This is a genomic window from Collinsella sp. CLA-AA-H302 (assembly GCF_040093305.1).
Taxonomy (GTDB): domain Bacteria; phylum Actinomycetota; class Coriobacteriia; order Coriobacteriales; family Coriobacteriaceae; genus Collinsella.
The window spans coordinates 120,899-143,943 of the sequence record NZ_JBBNJW010000003.1; the positions used below are offsets into that span (position 1 = coordinate 120,899).

Sequence of the window (23,045 nt, forward strand, 5' to 3'; positions counted from 1 at the left end):
AAAAACCGGTGCATGGTCGAGCAACCCGGGCTAAACGTAGTAAATGGGCACAGTTTTGATATGTCACTCATACAGTCACAGCGAAAATGAGCCCAAAAGATGAAAAAGCGCCCGCCGGCGGTGGTGCCGGCGGGCGCTGCTGTGCGATATGTTGCGTTATGGGCTTAGTGCCTCATAAAGTGGTACTCAATCACATTGCTGTAGGGGTGACCCGGACCCACAATGCCCTGCGGGAACAGCGGCTGGTGCGGCGTGTCGGGATACATCTCGGCCTCGAGGGCAAAGCCGGCGCCCCAGCCATAGTTAGCATCGTCCTTGGCGTGCTCGTCACCCAGCCAGTTGCCGGTATAGAGCTGCACGCCCGGGGCGGTGGTGTAGTAGTCAAGCTCGCGGCCGGTCCACATCTCCTCGACGTGCATCGCACGGCGCAGATTACGGCCGTACTGATAGTTATCGATGCACAGGCAGTGATCGTAGCCACGTGCCTGCTTAATCTGCGGGTCGTCGGCTTCCATGCCGGGAGCGACGGGGCGCAGCTCGCGAAAGTCAAACGGTGTTCCCTCGACCGGAGCAATCTCGCCGGTGGGAATGTTCTGGTCATCAATGGGCAGGTAGTGGGCGGCGTTGGCAACAAAGAAGTGCTCACAGTCCATGCCGGCGTTATGACCGGCAAGGTTAAAGTACGTGTGGTTGGTCATGGACACGTAGGTGGCGCGGTCGCTCTCGCAGCCATACTCGATACGGAAACGTCCGGTGCGTGTAACGGTAAACACGGCCGTAAAGGTGCGGTTGCCGGGAAGACCCAGTTCGCCATCCTCAAGCGAGGTGGTCATACGCACGGCGTTGTGAGTCTCGTCGAGCTCAGCGTCCCACACGCGCTTGTGCAGGCCGTGCTCAAGATCGCTGTGCAGGTTGTTGGCGCCCTCGTTGGCGGGCATATGCCAGTCCGTGCCGTCGATGGTGATCGTGGCGCCCGCGGTGCGGTTTGCCACGGGGCCGATGGTCGCGCCAAAGCAGGCGGGGTTGTCAAAGTAATTCTCGAGCTTATCGAAACCCAACACCACATCGCGCACGTTGCCGGGAATGTCGGGCACGTCGATACCCAGCACGGTGGCGCCATAGTCCATAATGCGAACGCAGATCTCGGGCCCGTTGAGGGTGTAACGATGAACGGGGGTACCGCACGGCGCGGTGCCGAAAAGCTCGGAAGTGATCATTTGGTTCCTAACATCGAGGTATTTCGGACAAACTGTAGCGCGAACAGGCAAGATTATCACTACACCCCACTAAAGCAGATGGTATTTTTCTCAAAAAAGTGATGATTGGAGCTGTGCGGGCGTTCATTTTTGACGCGCACGAGTCTGATACAATTTGTTCGTTACTGTTTGATTGATATGCGCGCAAAGAACGGCGAGGATTCATCGTGATTAAGGCAGAACGACAGGATAAGGTTCGGCAGCTGCTCGAAGAGCAGGGCACGGTCTCGGTCAAGGAGATTTCGGATGCGCTAGGTGTCTCGGATATGACGATCCGTCGCGATCTTGAGGAACTTGCGAGCCTGGGTGAGATCGAGCGCGTGCACGGCGGCGCCCGCAGTGCACAGGGCCGTCCCCACGCTATGTTGCGTCATGAGTATTCGCACAGCGAAAAGCGCACTAAGCATGCTGAGGAAAAGCTGCAGATTGCGCGCCGTGCTGTGGAGCTTATCGAGGAAGGCTCGACCATCTTTTTGGGTACGGGCACCACGGTTGAGCAGATGGCCTCGATGCTGCCGGCGTTTCGCCTGCGTATCGTGACCAATTCGCTTTCGGTGTTTAACCTGCTCGAGGCGCGCGAAGACTGCGACCTGTGCCTCGTGGGCGGTATGTACCGCCGCCGCACCGCCGCTTTTGTGGGGCCGACGGCCGAGGATACCCTGCGTGCGCTGGGCATCGATGCGGCGTTTATCGGCGCCAACGGCATTCTGGATGGCGACGTGTCTACGTCCAACATGGATGAGGGCCGTATCCAGCAGCTCGCTTTTAGCAAGGCAGACTCGCGTTATCTGATCGCCGACTCCAGCAAAATCGGCAAGCGCGACTTCTATACCTTCTGCCGTCTGGACAATTTGGACGCCGTGGTGTGCGAGCCGGGTATTACCGACGAGGACCGCGCCACCATCGAGGAGCACACGCAGGTCATCTGCTAGCTGCTGCCGGGCTAGATCAGGCGGGCGTAGTCCTGTGACTGGTGAAAGACGTGGGCGATATAGATCGTATCGCGCTCAAACTTGTAAAGGCACACGTAGTTGTTGACGGGAAACGATCGATAATTGCGTGCCGCCAGCTCCCGTATGTGGGAGAGGGGTCGTAGGAGCGGCTGCTCGCGAAGCAGATCAAGCTGATATTCAAACTCAGCAACAAAACTGCCCGCCGCGCGTGGGTTCATAAGGATTTGAGCAAGGTATCCGACAATACTCTCGTACTCGTATCGTGCGCTTTTGAGTATTACGACGTTATAGGTCATATTTGTCTCGTATCGCGGTCACGAAGGAGTCGTAGTCGCTGTAGTCACCTTGCGATATCTCGTCTTCTGCCAACATCATGCGAGACAGCAGCTTGGCTTTGGCGATTTCGTCTTGCATGAGGCGATACTGGTCGCTGCTGATGCAGTGCATGGCCTCGTAGCCGTTCTTGGTTACGGTGACGTCGCGCTCAGACTCAACAAGCGCGGTAAATGCAGCGGTGTCCTTCATGTCTCGGACAGGCACACAGGTGGACATAGGTACCTCCTTTGCGTTGGGACATAATTGTACCACGGCGCATCAAATACTCAGCATCGTCGAATTGTCTCAATCTGTAACAGGTAGGACCGAAAAACTCGGCTACGTGTTACAGATTGAGATTGAGAGGATTGGCCTGCCCGTTCATCTAAATCTGTAACAGTTAGGGGAGAAATAACCCGCTAAATGTTACAGATCGAGACAAACGACCCTCGACGACCAGCCCAAAAAACATAAAGGCCGGGGGCGGCGCGCCGTGTGACGCGCCGCCCCCGGCTGAGAAATGGGGACAGGTTATGTGAGTGGGGCAATTTCGCTCGTCGCAAGCCGCTAGTCCAGACGACGGGTCTGCGCCACGTGCTTATACCAGTAGGCGCTTGCCTTGGGTGTGCGCTTCTGGGTCTCAAAGTCCACGTAGAAGAAGCCATAGCGCTTGTTGTAGCCGTTGGTCCAAGAGAACTGGTCCTGCAGGCTCCACAGGAAGTAGCCGCCCACGTTGACGCCCACCTCCATGGCCTTGAGCAGCCAACGCAAGTGCTGCTCGATGTAGTCGATGCGCGGCTGGTCGTCCACAAAGCCGTCCTTGTAGGGGTCCTTGTAGCCCATACCGTTTTCGGTGATGAAGATCTGCTTGTAGTTGGGGTAGCGCTGCTTAATGTAGACGAGCAGGTCGAACAGGCCCTCGGGATAGATGATCCAGTCCCAGTCGGTGGTGGGGATGCCGGGCTTGTTCACGTGTTCGCCAATGCCTTTGACGCGCCAGCGGCCGGTGCCCTTTTCGCCCGTACCGTTGTGGTGCAGGTCGTTCTCACCGTCGTAAGCCTTGAGGAAGCGGCACTGGTAGTTGTTGACACCCAGGTAGTCGTTGTAGAGCGCTGCCTCGCGCATAATCTCGAGGTCCTCGTCCAGGATCTCGATGGTGCCGCCCGAGACGGCAGCCAGGCGGTTGGCGCACTCGAGGGTATCGGGCGCGTAGTCGCCGCGGAAGGTGGCGTCGAGCAAGAACTGGTTCTGCAGCACGTGCTCGTTGTTGGCGGCTTTGATGTCGGCGGGGTCGTTCTCGTTGAGCGGATACTTAAACTCTAACGACTGGATGACGCCGATCTTGCCCTTAAAGCCGCCGTTGTGGAAGGCCAGTACTGCCTTGGCGTGGGCGAGCATCATGTTGTGCTCGCACTGGAAGGCCTCGGCCAGATGAGCTTTGACGCCGCCGGGGAAGGTGCCCTCGATGTAGGTGTTGGAGGCGTCGGCCCAGATCTCGTTAAAGGTGAACCAGTAGGTTACCTGGCCGGCGTACTCCTTAAAGCAGAAGGTGGCAAAGTCCACAAAGGCGTCGATGGTCTCGCGGTTGAGGAAGTCGCCCTTCTCAAAGAGGGGAAGCGGCGTATCGAAGTGATGCAGCGTGACAAACGGCTCAACGTGGTGCTTGTGGCACTCGGCGAAGAGATCGTGGTAGAACTGGACACCCTCGGGGTTGATTTCGCCGGTGCCGTTGGGGAAGATGCGGCTCCAGGCAATGGAGAGGCGAATGCCGTTGATGCCGAACTCCTCGCACAGCTCCAGATCGACGGGGTACTGGTTGTAGAAGTCGGAAGCGGGATCGGGGGAGAAACGGCCCTGGGCCTCCAGAAAATCGTCCCAGGCGACCTTGCCCTTACCGTGAGTGCGGGTCTCGCCCTCCACCTGGTAGGCAGCAGTGGCGCCGCCAAAGACAAAGTCTTCTGGAAACTGCGCAGGCGGGTTGGTGACGCTAGCAGGATTAACGGACATGATGAAGCATCCAATCATTTGAATAACGGAAACGGTGCAGAGCTGGTCAAAGTCAGCGAGCGGCGTCCAGGCGTGTCAGATTGCCCCGAAACAAGGCGGCGCTGACCTTGTGGTCGCGCCGCCGAAGTTGAGCGGCAATCTGGCCGGCTGGGCGCCGCGCAGCGTCGAGCCGGCCGCTGTTCGTTAGAACAGCGGACTAAAGGGAGAGCTGCTCGGAGACGAAGGCGAGAGACTTGTCGCCGTTCTGGGAGAGCTCGATGTACTGCTTACCGCGGCAGGCGACGCACTTGTTGCCCACGCGCTCGCAGTCTTTCTGCAGGTCGGCTAGGTAGCTGGCGGCCTGCGGGGCCAGGACGACCAGGTCAAAGTCGGGGAGCATGTCGACGTGGTTGCCATAGGCATCGGCGGCGGTCTCAAGATCGATGCCGCGCTCCTTGGCGGCCTTGGCCAGCGCGTTGGCGAGCAGGCCCGAAGTGCCGCCGCCCTGACAGAGCACGAGTACGCGCTTGCCGTTGAGGTCACTGGTGGCCGTAGCCTCGGCAGCGGGTGCTGCGGAAGCGGCGGGGGCGTCAGCCTTCACGGCCTCGGCAGCAGCGCCGGCGGCAACGCTCTTGGCGTCGGCCTTGCCCTGGAAGGCGTCGTTGAGCTTAGCGGCCTTCTCGGCGTTCTTGGCGGCGAGCTCCTCCTCGGAAATCTCGGCCTCCTCGGCGCACTTCTGGGCGTCATAGGCACGGAAGAACGGGTAGTACAGGGCAAAGTCGACGACCAGGATGATGGCGAGCATCACAAAGGCGAGCGGCTGGAAGCCCAGGCCCATAATGGTGCCGATGGGGCCGGGGACGGTCCAAGGCAGGGTGTACATAAAGCCGTTCATGCCCAAGAAGTCGATAAAGATCTTGAGGATCCAGATGTTGGCGATCGGGGCAAAGACAAACGGGACAAAGAAGACGGGGTTGAGCACGATGGGCGCGGCGAACAGCAGCGGCTCGTTGACGGCAAAGCACACGGGGACGATGGCGGCCTTACCGACGGCGCGCATCTCCTGGGACTTGGCCAGGAAGCAGAACATAAAGACCAGGACGAGCGTGGCACCGGTGCCGCCCATGCAGACGACGAAGTACTGAGCGCCCTGCGTCAGGACAGCGGAGGCGTGCGCGCCAGCCTGATATGCAGCCAGGTTGTCGGTCATGTTGGCAACGAGGGCGGCGGCGATGGCGGGCTCGACGATCGAGGGGCCGTGGACGCCGACGAACCAGAAGAGGCTCATGGCGCCGTAGATCACAGCGAGGCCGATGTAGCCGTCGGCAGCGGTGAACAGGGGCTGGAACACCTGGATGACGCCCTGGGCAAAGCAGAAGCCAAAGGCAGCGCGGAAGACGATGTCAAAGATCCAAAAGACGGTGATGCAGACGGAGAAGGGGATGATGTCCTTAAAGGTCTGCGAGATGTTGGGCGGAACCTGCTCGGGCATCTTGACGGTGATGTTGCGCTTGATAAAGAACTTGTAGATGATGCCGGTCACAAACGCAGCGATGAAGGCGGTTAGCAGGCCCTTGGAACCAAGGTAGGTGGTGTTGAAGCCGCTGGCGGCGTCCGTGGAGATGGTGTCGCTCGAAAGGAGCAAGAAGCCGATGATGGCCGCGCACATGCACGAGATGAAGTTGATCTGGTTGTTCTTGGGCAGATCGCGGTTCTGAGCGTCGGCGAAGTGCTTGGCCGTGGTGGCGGCGCAGGCGATGGCCAGGATGCCCATGGAGTAGTTGTAGCACTTCCACAGGGCGTTGTTGATGTCATCGGGCCAGTAGAAACCCCAGATGTTGGGGACCGAGGCTACCAGGCAGAAGATGGACGAGAAGATGATGATGGGGATGACGGAGATAAAGCCGTCGCGGATCGCCTTGAGGTACTTGTTGCGGGCGATCGCGTTGAAAAAGGGCTGGCCTTTTTCGATGGTGGCGATGAGTTGCTCCATGCAAAGCTCCTAAGAGTCGGTGGTTTAGCAACGATGGTAGCTTTTGACGATTGGTTGCCAAAATGTTGACGTTGCCATTTTGCGACACAAAAAAGGTGCGAACCGGCGGCCCCTGTGCCTGTGGACCGTCGATTCCTTGCGCGTAAACGTTTGAGCCGCCCGGTGGCTCTGTGTTTGCACAATGGCAACGTTAACATTTGGGCGACAAAAGCCGCTCGGGGAAGCAGAATTGTCGGTGAACGGTAGGTTTTGGGTGGTAAGCGTATTGTGGGGGAGGCGTTGGATATACTTGTAGGCGTTCATTTTGTCTGTTGGGATGCCCGCGATGGCATCGTTGACATAGAAAGATCGACCTATGGCCGCTGTTAAAAAATCGGTTTCCGTTAAGGACGTGGCGCGTCTCGCGGGCGTCTCGGAGCAGACAGTCTCGCGTACGGTGCACGATTCGCCCAGCGTGCGCCCCGAGACCAAGGAGCGCGTGCGCGCCGCCATGCGCGAGCTGGGGTATCGCCCCAATTTTGCCGGTCGATCGTTGCGCCGCGGCAAGTTTAAGACCGTCGGCGTCGCCATGTTCAACATTACCGGCACCGGCAACCTCGACCGTATGGAGGGCTTTGCCGCCGCGGCCGACAAACATGGCTATGCCATCACCCTCACTAAAGTAGACGGGCATCCGTATACCCTCGAGAGCGCATCGTCGCGCATGAGCGCGCTGCCGGTGGATGGCATGGTTGTGATCATGAATCGCATGCCGGCGGACTTTGGCACCTTCGAGCCGCTGCCCGGTATGCAGACGGTGCTCGTTACCATGCTGGAGCACCCGCTCTGTTCAACAGTCGATAACGACCAGTTCGATTGCTCGCGCCAGGTGGTCGAGTACTTGCTGGAGCAGGGGCACAAGACCGTGCACTTTATCTCGTGCCCCGAGCGCTCGCTTTCGGGCATGCGTCGCGAGGAGGGCTGGCGCGAGACATTGCGCGCGCATGGTATTGAGCCGCCGCGACTCGTCCGTGGGGATTGGACGGCACAGAGCGGATATGCCGCCGGCCAGGTGCTTGCGGACGATCCGACCTGCACGGCCATTTATGCCTCCAACGATGCCATGGCCTACGGCTGCATTCGCGGGCTCGAGTCGCGCGGAAAGCGCGTGCCCGAGGACGTGAGTGTGGTGGGTGTTGACGATAGTCTGGGCGATATCGTGCCCGACCGTCGCCTGACCACGGTGCGCTTTGACAACAAGCGCGTCGGCATGTGGGCGGTCGACAAGATTGCCGGCGCCGAGGGCGCTGCACCCGGTGTGGAGCACATGCTGTTTCCGGGTGTGCTCGTCGAGGGCGATACGGTGCGCGATGTACGCTAGGGTGCGGACCTGTTTGGGTTGCCGCTAATTGTGTTCGAGAATGTTCAGATTGGTTTAAAAACCGTTCACGGGTGAAAAGCAACCGTTCATAGCTCGAAATTACGTTTTGCGCTGTTCTTTTTTGTTTGAATGTTATTGTTCCTGCCATACACAGCGCAGCGCGTATGCCCGGACGCGATGCTCTCCGTTGGTTCATATGTGAAAGGAACGCAATATGGCAACCAAAGAAGAAATCTCGATGGTTGGATTCGAGATTGTCGCATACGCGGGCGACGCCCAGACCGATCTGCTTGCAGCGCTCGATGCTGCTCGCGAGGGTGATTTTGAGAAGGCCGAGCAGCTGCACAAGGATGCCAGCGATGCACTTATCGGCGCCCACGACACGCAGACCAAGCTGCTTTCGCAGGAGGCCGGCGGCGGCGAGATGGAGATGACCTTCATCATGGCTCACGCTCAGGATACTCTCATGACCACCATGATCCTGGAGAAGCAGACCCGCTTTACCATCGATGCCTATAAGCGCATCGCCGAGCTCGAGGCCAAGCTCGCCTAACGAGCTCGCACAGCCTCGTCCCCTTCCAAAAGCCCTGCCGCTATCCGCGGCAGGGCTTTTTTTGTTTACCCGGCACTTGGGGACGTTCCTTATCTGCCGGCAGTTTGGGACACTCCTGCCATGCATTTGACCCTTTGAGGATGGGAGAAACTGGGTCATTAGGTTTGCTGCGGTGCCGACTCGGTCTGTCGGTTACAAAACTATGCCGGTTTACTACGATGAATCGCATTCTTTCAACTATGGAAAGAACAGCGTTATCAAAGCCGCAGGTAGAAAGCTTGTCATTTTCTGCTAATAGCAGATGTGGTCGGTCCTATCGGTTTTATCGTAGTAAACCGGCATAGTTTTGAAATGGCACTATTCGACTAGCATCGTTATGGAGCTTCTGCACGCCCTCCCGTTCGGTTTTTCGATGGGTGGGTATACTTTCCACCGCATTACAGGCCGGAATGAGGAGGTATCCAAATGCCGGACAACGGATTGATTCAAAAAAGAGACGCGCACGAGATGGCTCATGGGCGTCCTGTCCAGATAACCGAGCATACGACGGTGACCGAGCTGCAGCCCAGCCTGTCCGATGTCGTGTGCGCAAACAAAAAGCTGCAGATTGGCTTTATCGTTGCGCTCGTGTTGCTGGCGCTGCTGTCGGGCTTTGTAGCTCGTCCGCATTTCGCCGATACCAAGACTTGGGACTCCACCATCGAGGTTATCGATCAAAAGAAGGGCAATGTTTTGGCGCTCACGACCTCGTGCGTGGCGCTGTCTGCGGGCATTACCGCGCTGCCTGGTGATACGGGAACGCCGGTCGCCGAGCAGCTCGCGCAGCTTTCGGGTAACCTGGGCATCGTGCTTGCCGTGCTCTACCTCGAGAAATATCTGCTGACTATTTTGTGGTCGGTTGGCTTGGGCATCTTAATCCCGTTTGCGTTGGTGCTCTTTGCGGTGTCGCTTGGCATTCACGGGCGCTGGAGCACGAGCGCCGTCCTGCGCCGTGTGGCGACGCGCGTGTTGGTGGTTGCCGTGATCGGCATGGCGCTTGTGCCCGCGAGCGTATGGGTGTCGCAGAAGGTCGATGAAACGTATCGCGTAAGTATTGAGCAAGCTGAGCAAAAGGCAGCGGACGCTGCGGAAAAGACCGATACCACGGACAAGTCAGGCGAGACCAGCTCAAAATCGAACAAGAAAAAGTCCGAGACCACGGAGTCCAAAAACGTGCTCGAGCAGTTGACTGACGGGGCCTCGAGCCTGGTCACGTCGGTAACCAGCGGTGCCAAGCGGATGACCGACGAGATCGTGCAGCAGGTGACCGACCTCATCGAAGGCGTCATCGTGATGATCGTGACCTCGTGTGTGATTCCTCTACTGGTGCTCGTGGCGTTCCTATGGCTAGGACACGTGCTGCTGGGGATCGATGTCTCCGGTCCCGCGAACTATCTGACGGGTCGTTTCTTGAGCGCTCCGTCCAAACATGCCAAGAAGAGCGGGCAGGCTGAGTAGGCGGCAAAGCGATTTTTGGAAGATCAACCGTAAGAAGGGCGGCCGAGACACGTTCTCGGCCGCCCTTTTGTTTGTTGAACACATGGTCGCTACGTCCGCGCCGGGCCCAAACGGCCAGCAATCATCCGTGAACGGTATTTGTTCAAAAAAGAACAAAGACAAACAAATAGTTGTTGCAGTCGCTGTTCGAATGTGTTCAAATAAACATGAACAGTGAAGAACCGCACATTCAGATGCCCGGACCTGAACGCGATTCAACACTTCCAAACAGAAACTACGCACCTGCGTATCTCTCAAGGAGGATGTCATGAGGGTTGTAATCGCTTCCGATGCCGACGGTATGTCGATGAAGGAGTCCATCAAGGAGATGCTCATCGCCGACGGTCACGAGGTCGTCGACTATTCCGAGACCCCTGCCGCGGACTTTGTCGATTCCGCGACCGCCGTTGCCAAGGACCTGCTGGAGCACAAGGATTCCCAGGGCTTCGCATTCGATAAGTACGGCGTCGGCTCCTATATGGCCGCCGTCAAGATCAAGGGCATGGTCGTCGCCAACATTTCCGACGAGCGTTCCGCTTACATGACCCGCGAGCACAACGGTTCGCGCATGGTCACCATGGGCCCGGGCGTTGTGGGCACCGAGGTCGCCAAGAAGATCGCCCGCGAGTTCCTGCGCGCCCAGTACGCCGGCGGTCGTCACCAGATCCGTGTCGACATGCTCAACAAGATGGCCTAACGAGAGCCACCGAGAACTCGAACTTCTATCTCAACTTGTGAATTCAGACGAAAGGACGTTCTGATGAAGAAGACCATCGCAATCGGTTGCGACCATATCGTTACGGACGAGAAGATCTATCTGGCCGACCGCCTGGAGCAGGCTGGCTACAAGGTGCTCGACTGCGGCGCCTACAGCCACACCCGTACACACTATCCCATCTACGGTAAGGCCGTGGGCGAGGCCGTTGCCAGCGGCAAGGCCGACTTTGGCGTGGCCCTGTGCGGCACCGGCATCGGCATCACCAACGCCGTCAACAAGGTTCCCGGCGCCCGTTGCGCCCTGGTTCGCGACATGACCTCTGCCCTGTATGCCCGTCGCGAGCTCAACGCCAACATCGTGGGCTTTGGCGGCAAGATTACCGGTGAGTTCCTGATGGCCGACATCATGCTTGCCTTCCTGGAGGAGCCCTACGAGAAGACCCCCGAGCACGATGCCCTGATTGCCAAGATCGACGCCTGCAATAAGGCCGACGCCGAGGCTCAGGCTGACCCGCACTTCTTTGACGAGTTTCTCGAGAAGTGGGACCGCGGCGAGTATCACGACTAGTGGGGTTACGCGGTTTTGCCAAACCGCGTAACGGGTCGACGCTGCGAAGCCATCTGGCGGGCAATCTGCCGCTCAGCTTCGACGGCATGACCAGAAGGTCAATGCCGTCTCGCTTCACGGCACCTTGCCTCGCCAGCTGGCTTCTCGCTGATGTCTGAGTGACCTGTGGGGTTACCGCTGTTGTTGCGAAGATTTCTGATACGGCAAGCTGCTCCGATAACACGTTTGCTTGCTGAGCTTGTGTGCTTCGTTTTGGCGGTACCCGGCATTCTGCAGCTTTTTAATTGACGGCTCGCGTTTCTGTGAGGGGGCGCGGGCCGGTTTTCTATCAGCCCTATTGACTTGGCGGGCTGTCGTAAGAAAGGGAAGGCTCCTATGGAGTTTGTTCTTGATAACGGTTCTATTCGTGTGGCGTTGACCACGGCGGGCGGGTCGTTCACTTCTATTGCGGCCAACGGCCGTGAGTACCTGTGGCAGGGTGACCCGGCGGTCTGGTCGGGCCAGGCGCCCATTTGTTTCCCGATCTGCGGTGGCCTTCGTGACGGTCACGCAATGACCATGGGCGGCCGCGAGGTAAAGCTCGCCCGCCACGGCTTTGCGCGCAAACAGGAGTGGAAGCTCGAGGAACAGAGCGACAACATGGTTGCGCTGAGCCTAAGCTCTGCCGACCATGCCGAGTTGCTCGAGCAGTACCCGTATCCGTTTAAGATCGTTGCTCGTTACACGATCGATTCGGAAAAGGTGGCCGTGTCGTACGAGGTGACCAATGAGGGCACCGAGGATATGCCATTCTTTGTGGGTGGCCACCCCGGCTTTAAGTGCCCGCTCGACGAGGGCGAGTCCTATGACGATTACGAGCTCCGTTTTGATCAGCGTGAGGCCGCCGAGCTCTGTACTGCCGTTCCCTCGACGGGCTTGATTGATGTTGAGCATCGCAGCAAGAACCCCATGATCGGCCAGAACCTGCCACTGACCCACGAACTCTTCGACTTCGCGGAGACCATCTTTGACGTGCTCGAGAGCCGCGTGGTTACGCTGACCAAGAAAACCGAGGACAAGGGCGTGCGCCTGACGTTCCCCGATATGCCATACCTGATTGTGTGGAGCAAGCCCGAGGGCGACTTTGTGGCCGTGGAACCGTGGGGCGGCCTGTCTACCTGCTCCGATGAGGACGATATTCTGGAGCACAAGCGTGGCTGCCTGGTTGCCAAGCCGGGGGAGACCGTCACCCGCGGTTTTGAGATCGAGATCCTTTAAAGAGCTATCGTATGTTTGGGGCCGCGCGTGCCGTGCCCCGGAAACAGGAGTTCAACATGATTCTGACCGTTACCATGAACCCGTCGATCGATACGCGCTATCAACTCGACAAGCTGATCATCGACGACGTTAACCGCGTGACGCCCGAAAAGACCGCTGGCGGCAAGGGCCTCAACGTGAGTCGCGTGCTGCTGCAGCTGGGCGACGACGTGCTCGCGACCGGCCTGCTCGGCGGCCACATGGGTGCCTATATGGCCGAGCTTATGGATGCCGACGGCGTCAAGAACGACTTTGTGCCCATCGCCGGTGAGACGCGCATCTGCCTGAATATTCTGCACGAGGGTAATCAGACCGAGCTGCTGGAGAGCGGCCCGCAGATCGCCCCGGCCGAGCTCGAGGCCTTTACGGCCAAGTTCGCCGAGCTCGCAGCGAAGGCGGACGTCGTGACGCTTTCGGGTTCGCTGCCGCGTGGCGTGGACGCCGGCTACTACGCCGAGCTCGTAAAGATTGCCGAGGAGGCGGGCGCTAAGGTGCTGCTCGATACTTCGGGTGCATCGCTGGAGGCTGCGCTGGAGTCCGACGCTAAGCCTGAGCTCGTAAAGCCCAACCTGACCGAGATTAACGGCCTGCTGGGTACGTCCTTTACGACCGATGATGTCGATGCCCTGCGCGAGGCGCTTGCCGCCGATGGCCGCTTTGCCGGTATTCCCTGGGTTGTCGTTTCGCTGGGTGCTGCCGGTTCGGTGGGCTTCCATGAGGGCCGCGCGTTCCGCGCCAAGACGCCCGCGATTGCGGCTGTGAACGCGACGGGTTCCGGTGACTCGACCATCGCCGGCTTTGCGCATGCCATTGCTGCTGGTGCCGACGACGTCACGGTGCTCAAGACCGCCAATACCTGCGGCAAGCTCAACGCCATGGATCCCAAGACCGGCCACCTGGTTATGGACCGCTGGGACGAGATCTACAACAGCGTTGAGGTCGTAGAGTTGTAGCGGTTGTGACTCCTAATAGAATGAGCGTGGACAATCTCCCGTTTTTGGTGCCCATACGAGCTCAAAGAGGGAGATTTTCCACGCTCGAGTCATTAGTCATTGGGGATGCTCTTTAATGACTGGTTATTTAAGAGCATCCCCAATGACTACACTCAAAAACGGCGCCCGTCGGCGATGTTGCCGGCGGGCGCCGTTGCCTTGAGGACGAAATGATCCGTTTTCCTCCGTCCCCAAGGGATCATTAGAGCGAGTCGATAAAGCGCTGTTGGGCGGCGCGGCCGGCTTCGTCCCACTTAAAGACGCCGGCGTTGTCGAGCACGTGGCCAAACACCACGCCGACCTCCTCGTGCAGGATGTCGATGGCGTTGTCCGCCGTAAGCTCGTTCGCGCGGCGAGCAAAGACATCCTCGGCCCATGCGGCGTGGCTACGGCAAAGGTCATCGCTCTCGAGCGCTGCGGCAAGGTCGTAGCTGGCATCGACCTTGGCCGCCAGCAGGTGCTCGCGGACAGCGCCGAGCTCGGGAACCAGGCGCGGCGGCAAAATGGCCAAGCCCATGACCTCGATCAGGCCGATGTTCTCCTTCTTAATATGGTGATACTCGGCATGCGGATGGAACACGCCCAGCGGATGCTCGTCGGTTGTGATGTTGCAGCGAAGCGCCAGGTAGGCCTCGTAAGTCTCGCCGCCGGCATTGCCGCGGGAGTCGACGCGGCGGATGACCGGCGTCACGGTGTTGTGCGCCACGCCGTCGGCCGTGTGCGCGATGACGCCCACCGACTCATCGGTCCACTCGCGCCAGGCGAGGATAATCTTCTCGGCGGCGTCGAGCAACTGAGCACGGTCGTGCGAGCGCAGGCGCAGCACCGAAAGCGGCCACTGCAACACGGCGCCCGTAACGCCGTCAAAGCCGGGCACGCTAAACTGCGAGACCTCGGCGGCGTGCATCATGGGGAACTCGTGCGCGCCGCCCTGGAAGTGGTCGTGCGACAGAATCGAGCCGCCCACGATAGGCAGGTCGGCGTTGGAGCCGATGAAGTAATGCGGGAACAGGTCCACAAAATCGAGCAGGCAGGTCAGTCCCTTGCGGTCGACGTGCATCGGACGATGCTCGGAGCTCATGGCAATGCAGTGCTCGTTAAAGTACGCGTACGGGCTGTACTGGAAGCCCCAGCGCTCGCCATTAAGCTGGATGGGGATAACGCGCAGATTCTGGCGGGCGGGGTGAGCGCCGCCGTCGGCTACGGCGGAGCGTCCGGGATAGCCCTCGTTTTCGATGCAAAGCTGGCAGGCGGGATACTTCTCGCCCGTGTTCTTTGCGGCACCGGCCGCGGCGATATCGCGCGGGTCCTTCTCAGGCTTGGAGAGGTTGATGGTGATCTCAAGATCGCCCCAGTTGGTGGGGGTGCTCCATTTGATGTTGCGCGCGATGGCGGCACGGCGCACGTAGCCGGCGTCGCAGCACAGGCCGTAGAACCAGTCGGTTGCGGCGCGGGGCTCGTTGACGCCCATACGTCCGTTGAACTCCTCGTTTACAACCGAAGGCCTCGGCATGAGCGCACCCATGATGCGCATGGCGATGCGGTCGCGGCCCGACGCCGTGTCCTCGGCGGCGCCATTGGCAACGGCAGCCTCGGAAAGCGCGGCAAGCGTGCCTTCAAGATCAAAGTCGGGCAGGGTATTGGGGTGCAAGAGCGAGAGTTTCTCAACCTGGAGCGCCCAGGCCATATCGAGCGCGGGACCCGTAGCGCCGATACACTCCAGAATGGTGTTGTATGCCCAGATGCGATCGTCCTGGCCGATCATCGATCGATGAATGGCGTACTCGATCAGGTTCTGCGCGGCTTCGCGCACGTCAGTCATTACAGCCATGCCGCGTAAGCCCCCTTGTCAGAGATGGCGTAGTGACGGGCAGAGCCCTCGCCCAGCCAGCCGTTCATCTTGGCAATGAAGGTGTCGACCAGATCGAGCGGCACGAAGGCCTGGATGGTGCCACCAAAGCCGCCACCGTGGATACGGACGGCGCCGCGGCCGTCGAGCACGTGCTCGGCCAGCGCCAGGGCATACATGGAAGGCTGCTCGGAACCCAGCTTGGCAACAACATTCTGCAGGTACATGGCAGAGCTGGCGCCGGACTCGCGCGTCAGGACCAGGAACTGGTCAATGTCGCCGGCGTTCAGGGCTGCCCAGCGCTTGTCGACCAGGCCGTTCTCGTACCAGTAGTGAACGGCGCGCAGGCAAGCGCGGTCGCCCAGCTTGGCGCGCAGCTCGGGGAGCTTGGCGTCAAAGTCGGCAACGTCGACCTCGCACAGGCGTGCCTTGTCAAACCCGGCGGCGACGTCCTGCATCTCGCGCGGAACGGCGGCGTAGTCGTCGGTAGCCGCCACATGGTCGGCGCCAACCTTAACGAGCACGAGCGCATAGCCGTGATCCTCAAAGTTGAGCTCGAGCTTCTGGGTCTTAGGCTGAGCCTGATCCTCAAAGTCCATGTAGGCAAGGCCGCCCAGGCACACAGCCGCCTGATCCATAAGACCGCAGGGCTTGCCGTAATAGTTGTTCTCGGTGCGCTGGCTCATCTGGGCGAGCGTGACGGGCTCAATGGCGGGCGCGCCCCAGAGCGTCTCCATGGCGCGGCCGTAAGCCGCCTCGACAGCGGCGGAGCTAGAAAGGCCGCCACCCGAGGGGACGGAGCAGGTAAAGGCAAAGTCGAAGCCCTGGGGCTCAACGCCAAGGGCTGCAATTTCGTGGGCCATACCGCGCACGAGGCTTGCGGACGTGCCCTTCTCGGACTCCTGAACATCCAGCGTGTCGAGCGTGATCTCAAACGTGGGATAGCCTTCGTCGGCGATGCGAATCTTGTTGGAGTCGGTCGCCACGGCAATGCCGTCGACGGCGACATCGAGCGAGCCGGCGATAACGTGGCCACCCTCGTGATCGGTGTGGTTGCCGCTGATCTCGGAGCGCCCGGGCGCGTGCACGTAGAGCACCTGGCGGTCGCCAATGGGGCCAAACTCCTCCTCAAACAGCTTGGTGAGCGTGGCGAGTGTCTTTTCGTCGGGGGTGGTCATGGGAGTCCTTTCCTTGGCGCGCACGGGTGAGTTTTTCGTCGTTATGAGTACGTTAACAACTTGAAGCGGCATGAACCAAGTGTTCACGATACCGCACGTTACGGGCTATGTTAACGTACTCATAACACATCGCTTGTTACTTTTTGAGAATTTGGTAATCGGTAGATTTTCGGCCGTGAACGGTGTGGCTGTATGGACATATGGAGCAAAAGAACCGCTGATAGAAAAAGTAGAGTACGTTAACATGCGTCCGACGATAGCGGGCCCCGGCGCGGGATGTATTTCTGCCCGGGCCGGCATTCACGCTATTCAGATCTCGCAAGGGTGAAGGTGATCCTGTGGCAAGGCGCCCGTCCAACGATACAGGTACGCGTCCGGTCTCCATGGCCGACGTCGCCCGCGCTGCTGGCGTTTCGCAGCAGACGGTTTCGCGCGTCGCCAACGGCCTGCCCAACGTTAACGAGCAGACGCGCCAGCGCGTGCAAGCCGCTATGCAAGAGCTCGGCTTTCGTCCGAGTTATGCCGGTCGCTCGCTGCGCGATGGCCGTTACCATTCGGTTGGCCTGTGCGTCAACGATGTCACCAAGTTTGGCAACCTTACGATGATCGATGGCATCGCCAGCGCTGCTCGCGAGCATAATTGCGCCATCACGCTGGTCGAGATGTCCAAGACCGAGGAGTTCTCGCTTGCCGAGGCCACGCGTCGTATGGCCGCGCTGCCCGTGGACGGCATCATCATCGGCATGAGTCGCATGGCGCCAGATTTTGAGACGTTTGATCCACTGCCGGGCATTGGCACGGTCATCGTTACCATGTACGCGCACCCGCGGGTGACCACGGTCGATTCCGACCATTACGGCTGCTCGCTATTGCTAATGGATCACCTGTTTGAGCTGGGGCACGAGCAGATTCGCTATATTGGCGGCCCGTCATTCTCGGTCGACGAGCAATTTCGTCGCGCCGGCTGGCAGGATGCGCTCGAGCGTAAGCACATTAAGGCGCAGGCGCCACTCGAGGGTGACTGGTCTGCCAACAGCGGCTACGAGGCCGCTCGGTACCTGGCTGAGCACGACCGCACCATGACGGCGATTTACGCGGCAAACGACCAAATGGCAAACGGCGCCATCGCCGCGTTGCGCGATAGTGGCTTGCGCGTGCCCGAGGACGTGAGCGTGGTGGGCGTCGATGACTCGCTCGACGACTTTGTCGCGCATAACGAGCTCACGACCGTTCGTTTCGATCTGCATCAGCGTGGACGCGAGGTGTTCGAGCATGCGGTTCCCAAGGCGGGGGCATCGGACAGACCCGTCGCTATTCGCATTCCCGGTCAGCTCATCGTTCGACACACCACGGCAGCTCCGCGCGCATAGTTTTCGCAGGTCAACGGCTCGTCGTTGTACATCAATAACAATCGGTAAGGATGCTGGCAGATAGCCGTGACTAGAAAGGCGAGTGCTATGATAGACGGGTTCATTTGTCTATCTAGGAGGCTTTGCCTGATGGAGATCACCAAGGATATCCGCTACATTGGCGTCGACGATCATGACATCGACCTGTTCGAGGGCCAGTACGACGTGTCCGAGAACGGTATGGCATACAACAGCTACGTTATCTTGGGCGAGAAGATCGCTGTCGCCGATTCGGTCGATGGCGGATTTGTCGACGAATGGCTCGGTAACCTCGAGGCTGTACTCGACGGCCGCACGCCCGACTACCTGGTCATCCATCACATGGAGCCCGATCACTCCGCCGGCATCGCCGCCTTTATGGAGCGCTATCCCCAGGCACAGATTGTGGCAAGCATGGGCGCCTTCCGCATGATGGTCAACTACTTTGGCACCGATTACCCCGAGCGCAAGATGGTCGTCAAAGAGGGCGACGTGCTCGACCTGGGCGGCCACAGCCTGACCTTTGTCGGCGCCCCCAACGTTCACTGGCCCGAGGTACTCTTCTCCTACGAGGCCACCGACAAGGTACTCTTTAGTGCCGACGGCTTTGGCAAGTTTGGCGCCAACGACATCGAGGATCCGGAAGGGTGGGCCTGCGAGGCGCGCCGTTACTACTTTGGCATCGTGGGCAAGTTCGGCAAGTTTGTGCAGGCCGTGCTCAAGAAGGCCGCCGATCTGGACATCCAGATCATCTGCCCGCTCCACGGTCCTGTTCTTACCGAGAACCTGGACTATTACCTCGACACCTACAACACCTGGTCGAGCTATCAGCCCGAGGACGAGGGCATCACGATTGCCTACGCGAGCGTGTATGGCCATCTGAAGGCTGCCGTTGAGGAGCTTGCATCTGCGCTCGAGGCTCGCGGCCAGAAGGTCTCCGTCTTTGACTTGGCTCGCGACGACATGGCCGAGGCCGTTGAGGACGCGTTCCGCTATGACCGTCTGGTGCTCGCTTCCATCACCTATCAGGGCGAGATCTTCCCGTTCATGAGCACCTTCATCCACACGCTTGCCGAGCACGCCTACCAGAACCGTACCGTGGCGCTCGTCGAGGGCGGCTCCTGGGCGCCCGCAGCTGCCAAGGTTATGACCAAGGAGCTCGAGGGTATGAAGGACATCACCCTGGCGCAGAACAAGGTGACCGTCCTGGGCTCGCTCAACGACGCCTCGCGCGCTCAGATCGAGGCCCTCGCTGACGAGCTCTCCAAGTAGCGATACGTTCACTTTTAACGCTCAAACCACCACAAAGGGGACAGGCACCTTTGTGGTGGTTTTTGTTTTACGCGCTGGCGATGATGAGGTTGGGGCGGGTGTTGTCGGCGATTTCGGCGATAGAGGTGGCAACGGCATCGTCGGGGTCGCGGTCCATGACGATAGCGTTGACATCGACGAGCTCGGCAAAGCGGTACATGCCGCGCCCATTAACCTTACTGGCGTCCATGAGGGCGACACTTTGACGAGCAGCACCGACCATAGCCGCTTTGGTCTCGGCCATCTGCGGAAAGTCGGTCGTAAAGCCGCAGCCGGGAACAAAAGCGCCAGGGCACATGACGGCAAGATCGGCGTGGACCATTTGGAGTGCCTGCATGGTAAGTGGGCCGTACAGATAGCGATGACCTTTGCGCAGTGCCCCGCCCAGCATGACGACATCGACTGAGGGCATGCTCTCGTCGATGTAATCGGCGATGGTGATATCGGCCGTAATGACGGTGATGCCGTCGCGCTGGTCGAGGAGCCGAACGAACTCGAGTGCCGTGGTGCCGGAGTCGACGAGCAACGTGTCGCCGTCGCTGACGAGTGCAATGGCGTTTTGAGCGATGGCCTGCTTAGCGGCAACGTTGACGTTAATGCGGCGATCCTGCGTGGATACCGTCAGACGCTTGTGGAGCGACACGGCGCCGCCATGCGTGCGGCGCAGCTTGCCGGACTCGGCGAGCGCGTCCAGGTCGGCGCGGGCGGTAACGGAGGACACGCCAAAGGTCTGGGCGATTTCTGCCACCTGCACGGAGGCGTTATGCTCGAGCATTTCCATGATGGCGGCACGTCGTTCATCGGCGAAAGCTCGTGTTGTTGCGTGGGCCATAGCTGCTCCATCCTCAACCTAAATTTGCAGGAATTATGTTGAAACCATTTTCGTTCATTTTCTTTTCTAGCAAGAAAACGCCTTTCGATTACTTATCTTTTCTACAAAAGAAAGGTGATTCGCTCGAAAACTGGGATATCGGATAGGGGGATTTGGTCCGATTCCCTTCCGTTTGCTTTTCAAAAACGAGCGATTTGGCCTGCGTGCCGGCGATATCTCGTACATGCGACAGATGTGATTTTCATACAATGGGCCCAGCAAAACGCAAGGTAAAACGCCTTGCGGACACGTACGCCCGATGTCCAGATGCGGGCGAGGGAGAGGAGCAAACGCTCATGGCACTTGTTACCACCGAAAAGATGCTCAAGGACGCTCAGGCCGGCCACTACGCCGTCGGCGCGTTCAACGTCGAGAACCTCGAGTTTGTTATGGCCGTTCTGGCTGCTGCCGAGGAGACCAAGTCCCCCGTCATCATGCAGACCACCCCGGGCACCATCAAGACCGCTGGTCTGGACTACTTCTACGGCATGGTCAAGGCTGCCGCCGAGCGCGCTTCCGTGCCCGTCGCCCTGCACCTCGATCACGGCGATGGCTATGACCGCTGCATGCAGGCTTTCCGCACTGGCTACACCTCCGTTATGATCGACGGTTCGCACGAGTCCTTCGAGGACAACATCGCCCTGACCAAGTCCGTCGCCGACGCTGGCCGCGCCATGGGCGTGCCCGTCGAGGCCGAGCTCGGCAAGGTTGGCGGCAAGGAGGACGACGGTCCCGCGGTTGAGGGCGAGAGCCCCTACACCGATCCTGCCGAGGCCAAGGAGTTCGTCGAGCGCACTGGCTGCACCTCGTTGGCTATTGGCGTTGGTACCAGCCACGGCGTGTACACGAGCGATCCGCACATCGAGCAGTCCGTGGTCAAGGCCATCCGCGACGCCGTCGACGTGCCGCTGGTCCTGCACGGCACCTCCGGTGTGCCCGATGAGCAGGTTGCCGAGGCTGTGAAGAACGGCATCTGCAAGGTCAACTACGCCACCGAACTGCGTCAGGCCTACACCAAGGGCTTCATGGCCTACATGGCCGAGAACCCCGCCTGCTTCGATCCCAAGAAGCCGGCTAAGGAGGGTATGCGTGAGATCACCGAGCTGGTTAAGATCCGCATGACCAACCTCAACTCTGTGGGCAAGGCAGAGTAACAGCAAGGAAACAGCAAGGGTACTCTGATCCCACCGGACGGCTTGGGCGGGTCCCCGTACTTAGTTTCCAAAACGTCCTCGCGCATGAAGGCCCCCGTTGCCTCGCTTCTACGAAGCGTTGGCAACGGGGGCCTTCGCGCTGCGGAATGATTTTGGAAACTAAGTACGGGGACCCGCCCAAGCCGTCCTGCTCGATCGCCCTTGTGGCGTTGGGGCTGAAGGGATGGGGCGCGAGGGGCGCTTTGTTGGTGGGGGCTAGTATGCCCGGGCTTGGTTGGGGAAGGTTTTGTCTAGGGATGCTTGGAGCTTTTCGAAGGATGCTCGCAAGTTGTGGCTCTGGTCGGTTGAGCGTTTGGCTTTTGTGGTGGGGGAGTCGAGGAGACCGTCTCTCTGTGTCGGGGGGAAGGAGAAAAGGTTTGCATGTTTTAGGGACGGCTGCTGTGCTGCGTCATTGGAAGAATGCATGCTTATGCGGCCTCCTCGATGTCCACCAAAAGGTTGCGCACGGGGTGTGCTGCTAGGCCCCGTGCGTTGGCAGTATTATGCCGCGGCTGCCGCAAAGAAGCGCTAAAGAAAGGCTTAACCTGGTTTGGTGTTACGATGAAACTGCAGGTCAGAGGTATTGAGTAACACTCTTGAAAGGTTTTGGGCTTAAGGGCTTTCTAAGGTTTGTGACGTGGATGTGGCGCGGACGTACGGAGCGTGTGAATGCACGCTGTTAGCGCTGCAGCTCTGCGGCGCGCACCTGCTCGATGATCTTTTCCATCGTGGCGTCGATGCGGTCTTTTTTGAGCTCGCATTCCCAGATGGTTATGGGTGTCCAGCCCATTTGAGCGAGTGCTGCCACGGCAGCGCGGTCGCGCTCGACGTTGCGACGGAACTTTGCCTCCCAAAACTCAACATTGCGCTTGGGCTGGCTCGGATTGCACTTAGGGCAGCGATGCCAAAAGCAACCGTTGACGAAGATGGCGATCTTGCGGCCGGGGAAGGCGATGTCGGGCTTGCCGGGAACCTTCCATTCCAAACGATAGCCCGTAAGGCCTGCGGCCCGTAGACGCTGACGTACGAGCAGCTCGGGCTTGGTGTTGGAGCGCTTGTTGCCCTTCATGGACTTTTTTATCGCGGCACGACGGCGCACGAGCTCTCTCTCGTCGGCGGAAAGGTCCGAGGTGTCGATGCCGTCCAGCAGGCCGGGCTTGGGGCGCTTTTTGCTGCGGCGCTTAGGTTTACGCTTGGATTTGGCGGCAGGCTCGTCAGCCGTGGCGGTCTCGGCGTCGTTGGTGCTGCCGTTGGCCTCAAGCCGGTCTTCCTTTAGCTCAATCAGGGCATCGATAAGCCCCTTGTCGGCGGGCATCCACTCCACCGTGGCAAGCGAGGTGCGTGGAATCCAGCGGATATCGAGCTGACGGTCGTGCTTCTGGGGCTCGCCGGACTCTTTAGCCAGCGAGCAGTAATAGCACTCCATTGAGAGATGAAAATCGGGGTAGTCATACTCAACGGTGTAAAAATCACGCAGGTTGGTGACGTTTACCTGCAGCTCTTCCATAAGCTCGCGGCGCACGGCGTCTTCGGGTGTCTCGCCGCGCATGAGCTTGCCGCCTGGGAACTCCCATAGTCCCTGCATGTCGCCGTAGCCGCGCTGCACGGCAAGCAACTCGTCAGATCCATCCTTGCGAATGATCCCAGCGGCAACATGAACAGTCTTCAACAGGAGTCCTCTCTCCACATCAACACATGGCAGGCTACCCCTACCTTACACAACGGTAAGG

General features: G+C 59.5%; 20 protein-coding genes. 11 read left to right on the plus strand and 9 right to left on the minus strand.

Annotated elements, in window-relative coordinates:
* Positions 1-164: 164 nt before the first annotated feature.
* Positions 165-1,217 (minus strand): aldose epimerase family protein, encoded by a 1,053-nt coding sequence (locus AAAV21_RS03155; RefSeq protein WP_349107408.1) that lies wholly within the window; start codon positions 1,215-1,217, stop codon positions 165-167.
* 206 nt (positions 1,218-1,423) lie between these two features.
* Between AAAV21_RS03155 and AAAV21_RS03160 the strand changes: the two genes are divergently transcribed.
* Complete coding sequence (locus AAAV21_RS03160) at positions 1,424-2,188, plus strand: DeoR/GlpR family DNA-binding transcription regulator (RefSeq protein ID WP_349107410.1); 765 nt, start codon at positions 1,424-1,426, stop codon at positions 2,186-2,188.
* A gap of 11 nt (positions 2,189-2,199) precedes the next feature.
* Here AAAV21_RS03160 and AAAV21_RS03165 read toward each other — a convergent pair whose 3' ends face one another.
* The 4 genes from AAAV21_RS03165 to AAAV21_RS03180 all read right to left on the minus strand — a co-directional run bounded on the left by AAAV21_RS03165 (position 2,200) and on the right by AAAV21_RS03180 (position 6,503).
* The gene (locus AAAV21_RS03165; protein WP_349107412.1) at positions 2,200-2,505 is read right to left on the minus strand and encodes a type II toxin-antitoxin system RelE/ParE family toxin; all 306 of its coding nucleotides are present in this window, start codon (positions 2,503-2,505) and stop codon (positions 2,200-2,202) included.
* Positions 2,495-2,761 carry a type II toxin-antitoxin system Phd/YefM family antitoxin gene (locus AAAV21_RS03170; protein WP_349107413.1) on the minus strand — a complete coding sequence of 89 codons (267 nt, stop codon included), beginning with the start codon at positions 2,759-2,761 and terminating at the stop codon, positions 2,495-2,497. Before AAAV21_RS03170 ends, AAAV21_RS03165 begins: the two co-directional genes overlap by 11 nt.
* 330 nt (positions 2,762-3,091) lie before the next feature.
* A complete protein-coding gene (gene lacG / locus AAAV21_RS03175; protein WP_195240592.1) occupies positions 3,092-4,531 on the minus strand; it encodes a 6-phospho-beta-galactosidase in 1,440 nt (479 codons plus the stop codon).
* Between the two features lie 196 nt (positions 4,532-4,727).
* On the minus strand, positions 4,728-6,503 hold the full coding sequence (locus tag AAAV21_RS03180) for a lactose/cellobiose PTS transporter subunit IIB (protein WP_349107415.1): 1,776 nt from the start codon (positions 6,501-6,503) through the stop codon (positions 4,728-4,730).
* A 355-nt stretch (positions 6,504-6,858) separates the two neighbouring features.
* Here AAAV21_RS03180 and AAAV21_RS03185 point away from each other — a divergent pair, with 355 nt between their 5' ends.
* From AAAV21_RS03185 to AAAV21_RS03215, 7 genes are all read left to right on the plus strand, one after another.
* Positions 6,859-7,863, plus strand: coding sequence for a LacI family DNA-binding transcriptional regulator (locus AAAV21_RS03185; RefSeq protein WP_117564767.1), 1,005 nt, complete (start codon positions 6,859-6,861; stop codon positions 7,861-7,863).
* Between the two features lie 214 nt (positions 7,864-8,077).
* A complete protein-coding gene (locus AAAV21_RS03190; protein ID WP_006234827.1) occupies positions 8,078-8,416 on the plus strand; it encodes a PTS lactose/cellobiose transporter subunit IIA in 339 nt (112 codons plus the stop codon).
* 465 nt (positions 8,417-8,881) lie between these two features.
* Positions 8,882-9,913, plus strand: coding sequence for a hypothetical protein (locus AAAV21_RS03195; RefSeq protein WP_349107416.1), 1,032 nt, complete (start codon positions 8,882-8,884; stop codon positions 9,911-9,913).
* A 307-nt stretch (positions 9,914-10,220) separates the two neighbouring features.
* Positions 10,221-10,649 carry a galactose-6-phosphate isomerase subunit LacA gene (gene lacA / locus AAAV21_RS03200; RefSeq protein ID WP_006234830.1) on the plus strand — a complete coding sequence of 143 codons (429 nt, stop codon included), beginning with the start codon at positions 10,221-10,223 and terminating at the stop codon, positions 10,647-10,649.
* A gap of 63 nt (positions 10,650-10,712) precedes the next feature.
* Positions 10,713-11,237, plus strand: coding sequence for a galactose-6-phosphate isomerase subunit LacB (gene lacB / locus AAAV21_RS03205; RefSeq protein WP_349107418.1), 525 nt, complete (start codon positions 10,713-10,715; stop codon positions 11,235-11,237).
* Positions 11,238-11,612: 375 nt separating this feature from the next.
* A complete protein-coding gene (locus tag AAAV21_RS03210; RefSeq protein WP_349107419.1) occupies positions 11,613-12,494 on the plus strand; it encodes an aldose 1-epimerase family protein in 882 nt (293 codons plus the stop codon).
* Positions 12,495-12,550: 56 nt separating this feature from the next.
* Positions 12,551-13,486 carry a hexose kinase gene (locus AAAV21_RS03215; RefSeq protein WP_349107421.1) on the plus strand — a complete coding sequence of 312 codons (936 nt, stop codon included), beginning with the start codon at positions 12,551-12,553 and terminating at the stop codon, positions 13,484-13,486.
* Positions 13,487-13,727: 241 nt separating this feature from the next.
* On the opposite strand, the gene AAAV21_RS03220 is transcribed toward AAAV21_RS03215, so the two are convergent.
* Together AAAV21_RS03220 and AAAV21_RS03225 are read right to left on the minus strand one after the other, a co-directional pair.
* Positions 13,728-15,356, minus strand: coding sequence for a UDP-glucose--hexose-1-phosphate uridylyltransferase (locus tag AAAV21_RS03220; protein ID WP_349107422.1), 1,629 nt, complete (start codon positions 15,354-15,356; stop codon positions 13,728-13,730).
* Entirely contained in the window at positions 15,347-16,552 is a 1,206-nt protein-coding gene (locus tag AAAV21_RS03225; protein ID WP_349107424.1) for a galactokinase family protein, read from the minus strand. Before AAAV21_RS03225 ends, AAAV21_RS03220 begins: the two co-directional genes overlap by 10 nt.
* 383 nt (positions 16,553-16,935) lie before the next feature.
* On the opposite strand from AAAV21_RS03225, the gene AAAV21_RS03230 reads away from it, so the two are divergent.
* On the plus strand, positions 16,936-17,922 hold the full coding sequence (locus AAAV21_RS03230; RefSeq protein ID WP_349107577.1) for a LacI family DNA-binding transcriptional regulator: 987 nt from the start codon (positions 16,936-16,938) through the stop codon (positions 17,920-17,922).
* Between the two features lie 129 nt (positions 17,923-18,051).
* Positions 18,052-19,212 (plus strand): FprA family A-type flavoprotein, encoded by a 1,161-nt coding sequence (locus tag AAAV21_RS03235; RefSeq protein ID WP_349107425.1) that lies wholly within the window; start codon positions 18,052-18,054, stop codon positions 19,210-19,212.
* A gap of 67 nt (positions 19,213-19,279) precedes the next feature.
* Here AAAV21_RS03235 and AAAV21_RS03240 read toward each other — a convergent pair whose 3' ends face one another.
* On the minus strand, positions 19,280-20,083 hold the full coding sequence (locus tag AAAV21_RS03240) for a DeoR/GlpR family DNA-binding transcription regulator (protein WP_349107427.1): 804 nt from the start codon (positions 20,081-20,083) through the stop codon (positions 19,280-19,282).
* A 335-nt stretch (positions 20,084-20,418) separates the two neighbouring features.
* On the opposite strand from AAAV21_RS03240, the gene AAAV21_RS03245 reads away from it, so the two are divergent.
* Complete coding sequence (locus AAAV21_RS03245; protein ID WP_022095149.1) at positions 20,419-21,276, plus strand: class II fructose-bisphosphate aldolase; 858 nt, start codon at positions 20,419-20,421, stop codon at positions 21,274-21,276.
* Between the two features lie 718 nt (positions 21,277-21,994).
* Here AAAV21_RS03245 and vsr read toward each other — a convergent pair.
* The gene (gene vsr, locus AAAV21_RS03250) at positions 21,995-22,984 is read right to left on the minus strand and encodes a DNA mismatch endonuclease Vsr (RefSeq protein WP_349107429.1); all 990 of its coding nucleotides are present in this window, start codon (positions 22,982-22,984) and stop codon (positions 21,995-21,997) included.
* Positions 22,985-23,045: the final 61 nt, after the last annotated feature.

Bases quoted from the DNA above. Each gene is read 5' to 3' on its own strand.
- AAAV21_RS03230 (WP_349107577.1), top strand. From the start codon at position 16,936: ATGGCCGACGTCGCCCGCGCTGCTGGCGTTTCGCAGCAGACGGTTTCG.
- AAAV21_RS03190 (WP_006234827.1), top strand. From the start codon at position 8,078: ATGGCAACCAAAGAAGAAATCTCGATGGTTGGATTCGAGATTGTCGCA.
- lacG (WP_195240592.1), bottom strand. From the start codon at position 4,531: ATGTCCGTTAATCCTGCTAGCGTCACCAACCCGCCTGCGCAGTTTCCA.
- AAAV21_RS03240 (WP_349107427.1), bottom strand. From the start codon at position 20,083: ATGGCCCACGCAACAACACGAGCTTTCGCCGATGAACGACGTGCCGCC.
- AAAV21_RS03170 (WP_349107413.1), bottom strand. From the start codon at position 2,761: ATGTCCACCTGTGTGCCTGTCCGAGACATGAAGGACACCGCTGCATTT.
- AAAV21_RS03180 (WP_349107415.1), bottom strand. From the start codon at position 6,503: ATGGAGCAACTCATCGCCACCATCGAAAAAGGCCAGCCCTTTTTCAAC.
- AAAV21_RS03195 (WP_349107416.1), top strand. From the start codon at position 8,882: ATGCCGGACAACGGATTGATTCAAAAAAGAGACGCGCACGAGATGGCT.
- AAAV21_RS03185 (WP_117564767.1), top strand. From the start codon at position 6,859: ATGGCCGCTGTTAAAAAATCGGTTTCCGTTAAGGACGTGGCGCGTCTC.
- lacB (WP_349107418.1), top strand. From the start codon at position 10,713: ATGAAGAAGACCATCGCAATCGGTTGCGACCATATCGTTACGGACGAG.
- AAAV21_RS03155 (WP_349107408.1), bottom strand. From the start codon at position 1,217: ATGATCACTTCCGAGCTTTTCGGCACCGCGCCGTGCGGTACCCCCGTT.
- AAAV21_RS03220 (WP_349107422.1), bottom strand. From the start codon at position 15,356: ATGGCTGTAATGACTGACGTGCGCGAAGCCGCGCAGAACCTGATCGAG.
- AAAV21_RS03215 (WP_349107421.1), top strand. From the start codon at position 12,551: ATGATTCTGACCGTTACCATGAACCCGTCGATCGATACGCGCTATCAA.
- AAAV21_RS03235 (WP_349107425.1), top strand. From the start codon at position 18,052: ATGGAGATCACCAAGGATATCCGCTACATTGGCGTCGACGATCATGAC.
- lacA (WP_006234830.1), top strand. From the start codon at position 10,221: ATGAGGGTTGTAATCGCTTCCGATGCCGACGGTATGTCGATGAAGGAG.
- AAAV21_RS03245 (WP_022095149.1), top strand. From the start codon at position 20,419: ATGGCACTTGTTACCACCGAAAAGATGCTCAAGGACGCTCAGGCCGGC.
- AAAV21_RS03225 (WP_349107424.1), bottom strand. From the start codon at position 16,552: ATGACCACCCCCGACGAAAAGACACTCGCCACGCTCACCAAGCTGTTT.
- AAAV21_RS03210 (WP_349107419.1), top strand. From the start codon at position 11,613: ATGGAGTTTGTTCTTGATAACGGTTCTATTCGTGTGGCGTTGACCACG.
- AAAV21_RS03165 (WP_349107412.1), bottom strand. From the start codon at position 2,505: ATGACCTATAACGTCGTAATACTCAAAAGCGCACGATACGAGTACGAG.